Origin of the sequence: Saccharopolyspora sp. 6V (genome assembly GCF_020176785.1) — a bacterium.
In the GTDB taxonomy this organism is placed as follows: domain Bacteria; phylum Actinomycetota; class Actinomycetes; order Mycobacteriales; family Pseudonocardiaceae; genus Saccharopolyspora_C; species Saccharopolyspora_C gregorii.
Map to the genome: position 1 here is coordinate 1 of NZ_JAIUKB010000157.1, position 8,246 is coordinate 8,246.

Here is an 8,246-nt window from a genome sequence, read left to right on the forward strand (position 1 = left end):
CCCCCCCCCCCCCGCGGGGGGGGGGGGGGGGGGCCCCCCCGCGGGCCCCCCCCCCCGCCCCCGGGCGGCGCGCCCCCGGGGGCACCGCGCCGCCGCCGCGCTGGCCGGGGCGCGCGCGTTTCGCGCGGCCGCGCACGGGCTGCTCGCCGAACCGGACCGGCTGCGCGCGCTGGCGCGGCGGCGGTACGACGCGTTCCGGCAGCGGGAGGCGTGGGAGCGGTTGCGCGCGATGCCGGTCGGCAGGCTCCGCGAAGCCGCGCAGGGCAGGCTGCGGCTCGGCGAGCTGGAACGCGCCGGCTTCCGCACCGTCGCCGACGTGGCCGCCGCGACCCCGGAGCGGTTGCAGACCGTGCCCGGCGTCGGCCCGGCCATCGCGCGACAGGCCGCGGACGCCGCCGGGCGCCTCGCGCAGGCCGGCGCGCAGGACGTCGTGGTGCGCCTCGACCCGGACCGGCGCGATCCGGAGCACGCCGCGCTGCTGGCGGCGGTGCGCGCCTGGGAACTCGCCGGAGAGCGGATCTCCGCGCTGCAGGAGGAGATCCGGCGCGGGCTCGGCACCCTCGACGAGCTGGAACCGCCTGCGCAGCGGACCCGCAGCAGGCTGCGGATGTGGTTCACCGGGGCCGGTCGCGGGGCCGCCGCGCTCGACGCGCTGGCGCGGCTGGACGGGCTGCTCGCCGAACCCGGCATCCGGCAGGTTCGCGCCACCGCGGCGGACGCCGTCGGCGCGGAGGAGCGGCTGGCGCCCGCGGCGCTGTGGCAGGACTACGAACGCCGCGCCGCCACCTACAACACGCTGCTCGCCGAGCTCACCGGCCACGCCGGGACCGCCGCCGGAGCCGCCACCGGGCAGCTGCCACCGGAGCAGGAGCGGCAGGTCACCGCGACCGGGCTCGACACCGGCCTGATGCGGGTCGCGCTGCGCGGCTACCAGGCGTTCGGCGCGAAGTTCGCCCTGGCGCGGCGGAAGTCGATCCTCGGCGACGAGATGGGCCTGGGCAAGACGGTGGAGGCGCTGGCCGCGATGGCGCACCTCACCGCGCGCGGCGGCACCCACTTCCTGGTGGTGTGCCCGGCCGGAGTGCTGATCAACTGGGTGCACGAGACGTCCCGGCGCAGCGCGCTCGTCCCGCACCCGCTGCACGGCCCGCACCGGGACGCCGCCACCCGCGAGTGGCTGCGCGACGGCGGGATCGCCGTCACCTCCTTCGACACCCTGCAACGGCTGCGCGGGGTGGCGGACGCGCCGCTGTCGATGGTCGTGGTGGACGAGGCGCACTACGTGAAGAACCCGCAGGCGCAGCGCTCCCGGGCGGTGGTGTCCCTGGTGGGCCGGGCGGACCGCGCGCTGCTGCTCACCGGCACCCCGATGGAGAACCGCGTCGACGAGTTCCGCACCCTCGTCGGCTACCTGCAACCGGAGGTGGCCGCGCGGCTCGACGCGCGGGACGCGCTGGCGCCGGGCCGGTTCCGGCGGGCGGTGGCACCGGTGTACCTGCGGCGCAACCAGGAGGACGTGCTCACCGAACTGCCCGAGCTCATCGAGCTGGAGGACTGGGTCGAGCTCACCGGCGCCGACGACACCGCCTACCGGAACGCGGTGGCGTCGGGGAACCTAATGGCGATGCGGCGCACCGCCTACGAGCAGGCCGGTTCGGCGAAGCTGGCGCGGCTGCGGGAGATCGTCGAGGAAGCCGCGCAGCAGCGGTGGAAGGTCGTCGTGTTCACCTTCTTCCGGCCGGTGCTCGCCGCCGTCCGCGAGGCCGTCGGGCCCGCCGCGATGCCGAAGGACCTGGACGGCGACCTCACCGACAAGCAAGGGCTCGTCGACGAGTTCTCCGAACGGGACGGGCACGCCGTGCTGCTCGCGCAGATCGACGCGGGCGGCACCGGGCTCAACATCCAGGCCGCGAACGTGGTGGTGCTCGCCGAACCGCAGCTGAAACCCAGCGCGGAGGAGCAGGCCATCGCCCGCTGCCACCGGATGGGCCAGACCCGCAAGGTCCACGTGCACCGCATCCTCGCCAAGGACACCGTGGACCAGCGGCTCCGCGAACTCCTGGAGGGCAAGTCGCGCCTGTTCGACGCCTACGCCCGGGAGAGCGCCGCGAAGCTCACCGACCCCGAGGCGCTCAACACCCGGCCTCTGGACGAACGCCGCCTGCACGACGCCACCGTCCCCGTCGAACGCCGCATCGTCGAGGTGGAACGCGACCGCCTCGGCCTCGGCTGATCCTCACCAGGTGACGGGAAGGGCGTGCAGGCCGAAGATGGCCGCGTCGTTCTTCAGGGGGAGGTCGTCGAGGGAGGCGTCGGAGCGCAAGCCGGGGATCTTGCGGAACAGGGTGTTGTAGACGATCTCCAGTTCCATCCGGGCCAGGTTCTGGCCGAGGCACTGGTGCGGGCCGTAGCCGAACGCGACGTGCTGGCGGGCGCCGCGCTCCACGTCGATCTCCTCGGGGCGCTCGAACGCGGCCGGGTCGCGGTTGGCGGAGCCGCCGAGCGCGAACACGCCCTCCCCCGCCTTGATGGGCTGGCCGCCGATCTCCAGGTCGTCCTTGGCGATCCGCACCGTGATCAGGTCGGTGATGCTGAAGTAGCGCAGCAGCTCGTCCACGACGTCGAGGGTGCGTCCCGGTTCGGCGATGACCCGGTCCCGCAGCCGCGGGTTCTGCATCAGCGCCAGCGAACCCAGCGAGATCATGTTGCCGGTGGTGTCGTGCCCGGCGGTCAGCAGCAGGAACGCGAGGTCCACGAGCTCGGCGTGGTCGTAGGAGCGCTCCTCGGCCGGTTTCGCGGCCTGTCGGCTGAGCAGGTCGTCGCCGGGCTCCGCCTCCTTCGCCGTCACCAGTTCGTCCAAGTAGGACTGGAGGTCGAAGAAGGCGCGCTGCCGGGCCAGCGGCGGCTCGGTGGTGTTGAGCATCGTCGAGGTGCGGTCCTCGAAGAACTCGTGGTCGGCGTAGGACACGCCGAGCAGTTCGCAGATCACCAGCGACGGCACCGGGAACGACAGCGCGCGCACCAGGTCGGCGGGCTTCGGCCCGGCCAGCATCGCGTCCACCGCCTCGTCGACGATCTGCTGGACGCGGGGGCGCAGCGCCTCGGTCTTGCGCACGGTGAACTCGCCGACGACGGCGCGGCGGGCGCGGGTGTGCACCGGCGGGTCCATCCCGGCCAGCGACAGGGTGGAGTCGTTGTCGCTCTTGGCGAGCTCCACCATGTGCGGGAAGTCCGGGTCGCCGCGGTCGGAGCTCAGCCGCGGGTCGATGAGCGCCTTGCGCACGTCCTCGTAGCGGGTGACGATCCACGCGTGCCTGCCGGTGGGCAGCAGCACCCGCTGCACCGGCGAGTTCTCCCGCAGTTCCGGGTACTCGTCCGGTAACCGGTACGGGCACCTCCGCGGCGGCGGGAACGCCAAGGCGGTGTCGTCGTGTTCGACCATCTCGGTCACAGCAGACCATCCCTCATCAACGATCGGCGGGGAGGTGAACGGCCCACCGGCCCGCGTTCCCGGGACGGATGGGCCATTCACCTGGGGGGGACCCGCGGAGCTCAGGCGGGCTTCTCGGCGGTCAGCAGGACCGAGCCGAACTCGTCCACGTCCACCATGTCGGCGGGGCTGAACTTCGTGTCCGCCTCCTCCTGGAAAACCGGGTCGAGCTGGTCGTTGGCGGCGCTCATCTGCTGGAAGGTGGGGCGCACGCTCTGCTCGGTGATGTCGAGCAGTTCGGCGAACCGCAGCCCGGCGCGGCGCAGCATCGGCAGGTAGTCGTCCCCGTCGGCGAGGGTCATGATGAAGTCGCGCAGGCAGCGGTCCACGTGCTCCTGCTTGTCCGCGGGAATGGGGCCGCGGGCGAAGAAGTCGGTGAGGGTGAGCCGGCCGCCGGGCTTGAGCACGCGCTGGATCTCGCTCAGCACCTGCTCGCGGTCGGGCATGTGGAAGATCGACTCGATGGCGATGGCCGCGTCGAAGGAGGCGTCGGGGAACGGCAGGTTCATCGCGTCGGCGTGCTGGAACTCGACCTGGCCGGCGAGCCCGGCGTCCTGCGCGAGCTCGGTGGCGCGGGTGATCTGGTCCCGGCTGATGGACACGCCGGTGACGTGGGCGCCGGTGCGGGCGGCGATGCGGCTCGCGGGCTGGCCGAGTCCGCAGCCGACGTCGAGCACGCGGTGCCCGGCCCGCAACCGCAACCGCTCGGTCATCATGTCGGTGAGCCGGTCGGCGGCCTCCACCAGCGGCACCTCGGTGTCGTCGAGGTCCCAGAATCCGAGGTGCAGGCTGCCGCCGGTGCCTTCGGTGTCGAGCGCGGTGAGGCGGTCGTAAAGCAGGCCGACCTCTTCGGGGACGGACAGGGTGGCGTTCTGGGCGGACATGGTGGCCTTCCTTCTGTTCTCACTGGACCGGAGCGGTTCGGTGGCGTCCGCGCGATCGGCGGCGACCTGGCGCCCGGAGGTCGTTGCTGTGCCGGGGAAGCTGCGTCGGGGATTCCGTGCTGTCGTGGAGAAACCGGGCCGCGTCGGAGGCTGTCGGAGAAACGGCGCCGCAGCGGAGTTCTGCTGCCGCGCGGGGAAACCGTCCTGCCCCGCACGATCGGGGCACACCGGAGATCGGCCGCGCCAACCGAAAACCTTTGCTGCGCCGAGGAATCGTGGCGTGATCGACGAACCGCACCCCTCCCGGAAACTACACCAGCCGCGAGCCGACGTGTGACTCTTCCGCGGATTCTGCCGGAACCACTGGGAAATTCACTGGTCTTGATCTCCTGGTCGGATCAGTCGACGCGCACGAGGGTCTTGCCGGTGTTCTTCCCGCCGAGCATGTCCAGGAAGGCCTGCGGGGTGTTCTCCACCCCCTGCACCACGGTCTCCCGGCACCGCACGTCGCCGCGGGCGAGCCAGCCGCCCATCTCCGCGAGGAACCGGTCCTTGACGTGCTCGTAGTGGCCCACCAGGAATCCACGCAGCGTGATGCCCTTGCCGATGGCCTGCACCAGGTTCCGCGGCCCCACCACCTCCCCGCGCTCGTTGTACTGGGAAATGGCGCCGCACAACGCGAATCGGGCGCCGGGCCTCGCCAGCAGCAGGGCGGCGTCCAGGTGGTCGCCGCCGACGTTGTCGAAGTAGACGTCGAACCCGTCCGGGGAGGCCTTGACCAGTTGCTGCCAGATCGGCCCGTCCCGGTAGTCGAAGGCGCGGTCGAACCCGAGTTCCTCGGTCAGGTAGCGCACCTTCGCCGGGCCGCCCGCCGAGCCGATGACCTTGGCGGCACCGCGCAGCTTCGCGATCTGACCGACGATCGAGCCGACGGTGCCCGCCGCGCCGGAGACGAACACCGTGTCGCCGGGCCGGAACTCGGCGGCTTCGAGCAGTCCGGCGTAGGCGGCGTGGCCGGGCATGCCGAGCGCGCCCAGGTACGCCTCGGGCGGGGTGGCGGTGGTGTCCACCCGGGTCGCGCCGGCGGCGCCGACCACGGCGTACTCGCGCCAGCCGAGCCCGTGCAGCACCACGTCACCGGCCGCGAGCTGCGGGGACCGCGACACGAGGACTTCGCCGACCGCACCACCTTCGAGGGGTTTGCCGATCTGGAACGGCGGCACGTAGGTGCGCACGTTGTTCATCCGGCCCCGCATGTACGGATCGACGCTGAGCACCAGGTTGCGCACCAGCACCTGGCCGGGGCCGAGGTCGGGCAGGTCGGCCCGGGCGACGGTGAAGTTCTCGGGGACCGGCATCCCGTCCGGCCGGGAGGCCAGCCGGATCTCGGTTCCCGCGGTCGGCGCGGTCATCAGGACCTCCTCGTATCAGCCGACGGGTTCGGGCCGGGGGCCAGGGTGGCCTGCCAGTGCTCGACGGCCGCGCCGATGGTCTCGACGGCACCGTCCAGCAGCAGGCGGCCGATCTCGTCCACGTGCCGGTGCTGCCACGGGTGCAACTCGGTGCCCCGCACCCAGTCGTTGAAGGCGCCGAGCGCGGGACCGGTGTGCACCTGGCGGTTGACCTTGTCGTGCTCGTCGCCGCTCATCGCGAGCTTGGTGCTGTAGTGGAAGTACCAGCGGAACAGCCGCGCCAGCTTCAGCTTCGGCTGCTGCTCGGCCTGCGCGATCTGCGCTTCGCGGCCGCGGGAGCGCAGATGGGCGCACACCTCGTCCCACACCTCCTCGGCGCTGCGGCGGAAGTAGGTGCGTTCGACGAGTTCCCTGGTGCGCAGCGGGATCTGCTCCCAGCCGTCGTAGTGCGCGTGCAGCGCGAACAGCTTGTTCGCCCGCGTCGGGAAGAACACGCCCTTGCGCAGCACCTGCACCTGGGCGCCCATCTCGAACATGTCGCCCGCCGGGGCGTAGCCGGTGTCGTCGACGCCGATGTCCTGCAGCACGTCCTTCACAGGCGCGCTCATCGCCGATTCGGCGGTGCACTGGTTGATCGAGCCGGTGAGCACGTAGTCGGCGCCGAGCAGGAACGCGGCGGCCACCGCCGACGGCGTGCCGATACCACCGGCGAGGCCGAGGCAGATCGGTTCGGCGTAGCCGTGCTCCCGCACCGCGCGCTGCCGCAGCCCCAGCATCGCGGGCATCAGCACCGCCGCGATGCCGCCGTCGGTGTGCCCGCCGGAGTCGGCCTCGACGGTGAGGTCGTGGCTCATCGGCACCTGGGCCGCCAGCCGCACCTGTTCGTCGGTGAGCGCGCCCTCCGCGCGCAGTCCGTCCAAGATGGACCGCGGTGGTGGCGCCAGGAACTCGGCGGCGATCTCGGGACGGGACACCTTCGCGAGGATCCGGTGCTCGCACACCGGTTTCCCGTCCGGACCGGCGCGCAGCCCGCTGGCGCGGAACCGCACCAGCGCCGGGGTGATCCGGACGAACGCGGATGCCTCGACGGTGCGTACGCCGAGCCGCAGCAGCAGCTCCACCTGCTCGCGCTCGGCCGACGGATCGTCGTGGTCGGCCAGCAGGTTCACCCCGTAGGCCCGGCCGTCCGGCAGGCCGCGCTGGATCTCGCGGACGCCGCGCTCGACCTCGGCGGGCGGGAGCCCACCGGTGCCGAGCACGCCGAGCATGCCGGCACGGCCGAAGCGCACCACCATCTCCGGGGAGGCGACCCCGCGGTACAGCCCGCCACCGGCGTAGGCGTAGCGCAGGCCGTGGCGGCGGCGGAACACCTCGCTGCCGAGGTGGGTGGCGCGCTCGTCGGCGGCGGGAGGCCCGGTCGGCACCACCGGCGGTGCGGAACTCCCGTTGACCGCCGCGGTTCGCTCCGGAGCGCGGGGCCGCGCCGGTTCCGGGATCGGTGCCGGGTCCGGGTGCGGCACGGCCTCGGCCACGGGTTCCGGACGGGATGCCGGTTCTGGTCGCAGCGCCGGTTCGGCCACCGATCCCGGACGCGGTCCCGGTTCCGCCACCGGCTCCGGTCGCGGCGCGGCGCGGATCTGCTCGACGAGCTTGCCGACGACGCGCCCGCCGAGCTCCACGAACTCGGTGACACCCGCGTCCAGCAGGTGCCGCACGCCTGCCGTCCACCGCACCGGGCTGACCACCTGCTCGGCCAGCAGCCGCGCGGTCTCCCCCGGCGGGTACGGCAGCGCGGTGGCGTTCGCGATCACCGGCACCAGCGGATCGCCGAGCCGGAATTCCGCCAGGTAGCGGGAGAATTCCTCCTTCGCGGCCGCCATCAGCGGGGAGTGGAACGCGCCGGAGACGTTCAGCCGGGCGCAGCGGACCTCGCGCGCCTCCAGGTACGGCACCAAGTCGCCGATCACCTCGACCGCACCGGAGACGACCTGCTGCGCGGGCGCGTTGTCGTTGGCCACGACCAGCGAACCGAACCCGCCCTCGGCGAGCAGTTCCCGCAGCCGCGGCGGTTCCAGCCCGAGCACGGCGACCATGCCGCCACCGCGCGCCTGCGCCATCAGCTCCCCGCGGCGCCGCACCAGCCGCAGCCCGGTGGCGAAGTCGAAGGCGCCCGCCGCGTGCAACGCGCAGTACTCGCCGAGGCTGTGCCCGGCGTACCGGTCGGCCGCGCCGCCGTCCTCGCGCCACCGCCGGTGCGCCAGGGTGCCGACGACGTACAGCGCGGGCTGCGTGCAGCGGGTGTCGCCCAGCTCCTTGTCCGGGTCCTCCAGGCACAACCGCCGGATCGAGCGGCCGAGGATCTCGGAGGCCTCCTGCTCGGCGTCCGGGTAGGCGTCGAACAGCTCCGCACCCATGCCGCGCCGCTGCGCGCCCTGCCCGGGGAAGATCACCGCCCGCACG

Annotated in this window: 5 protein-coding genes; 1 reads left to right on the forward strand and 4 read right to left on the reverse strand. The window is 73.1% G+C overall.

Annotated elements, in window-relative coordinates:
- Positions 1-2,233: DEAD/DEAH box helicase (locus LCD35_RS25925; protein WP_225045098.1), on the forward strand; the 2,233-nt coding region annotated here is incomplete at its 5' end.
- Between the two features lie 3 nt (positions 2,234-2,236).
- Here LCD35_RS25925 and LCD35_RS25930 read toward each other — a convergent pair.
- The 4 genes from LCD35_RS25930 to LCD35_RS25945 all read right to left on the reverse strand — a co-directional run bounded on the left by LCD35_RS25930 (position 2,237) and on the right by LCD35_RS25945 (position 8,245).
- Positions 2,237-3,442, reverse strand: coding sequence for a cytochrome P450 (locus LCD35_RS25930; RefSeq protein WP_225045104.1), 1,206 nt, complete (start codon positions 3,440-3,442; stop codon positions 2,237-2,239).
- Positions 3,443-3,552: 110 nt separating this feature from the next.
- Positions 3,553-4,374 carry a cyclopropane-fatty-acyl-phospholipid synthase family protein gene (locus LCD35_RS25935; RefSeq protein WP_225045099.1) on the reverse strand — a complete coding sequence of 274 codons (822 nt, stop codon included), beginning with the start codon at positions 4,372-4,374 and terminating at the stop codon, positions 3,553-3,555.
- A 398-nt stretch (positions 4,375-4,772) separates the two neighbouring features.
- On the reverse strand, positions 4,773-5,786 hold the full coding sequence (locus LCD35_RS25940) for an NADP-dependent oxidoreductase (RefSeq protein ID WP_225045100.1): 1,014 nt from the start codon (positions 5,784-5,786) through the stop codon (positions 4,773-4,775).
- Positions 5,786-8,245: a PfaD family polyunsaturated fatty acid/polyketide biosynthesis protein gene (locus LCD35_RS25945; protein WP_225045101.1), complete on the reverse strand. Its 2,460-nt coding sequence runs from the start codon at positions 8,243-8,245 to the stop codon at positions 5,786-5,788. The genes LCD35_RS25940 and LCD35_RS25945 overlap by 1 nt, the downstream gene beginning before the upstream one ends.
- Position 8,246: the final 1 nt, after the last annotated feature.

Coding starts and splice junctions, on each gene's coding strand:
- LCD35_RS25930 (WP_225045104.1), bottom strand. CDS start 3,442: ATGGTCGAACACGACGACACCGCCTTGGCGTTCCCGCCGCCGCGGAGG.
- LCD35_RS25935 (WP_225045099.1), bottom strand. CDS start 4,374: ATGTCCGCCCAGAACGCCACCCTGTCCGTCCCCGAAGAGGTCGGCCTG.
- LCD35_RS25940 (WP_225045100.1), bottom strand. CDS start 5,786: ATGACCGCGCCGACCGCGGGAACCGAGATCCGGCTGGCCTCCCGGCCG.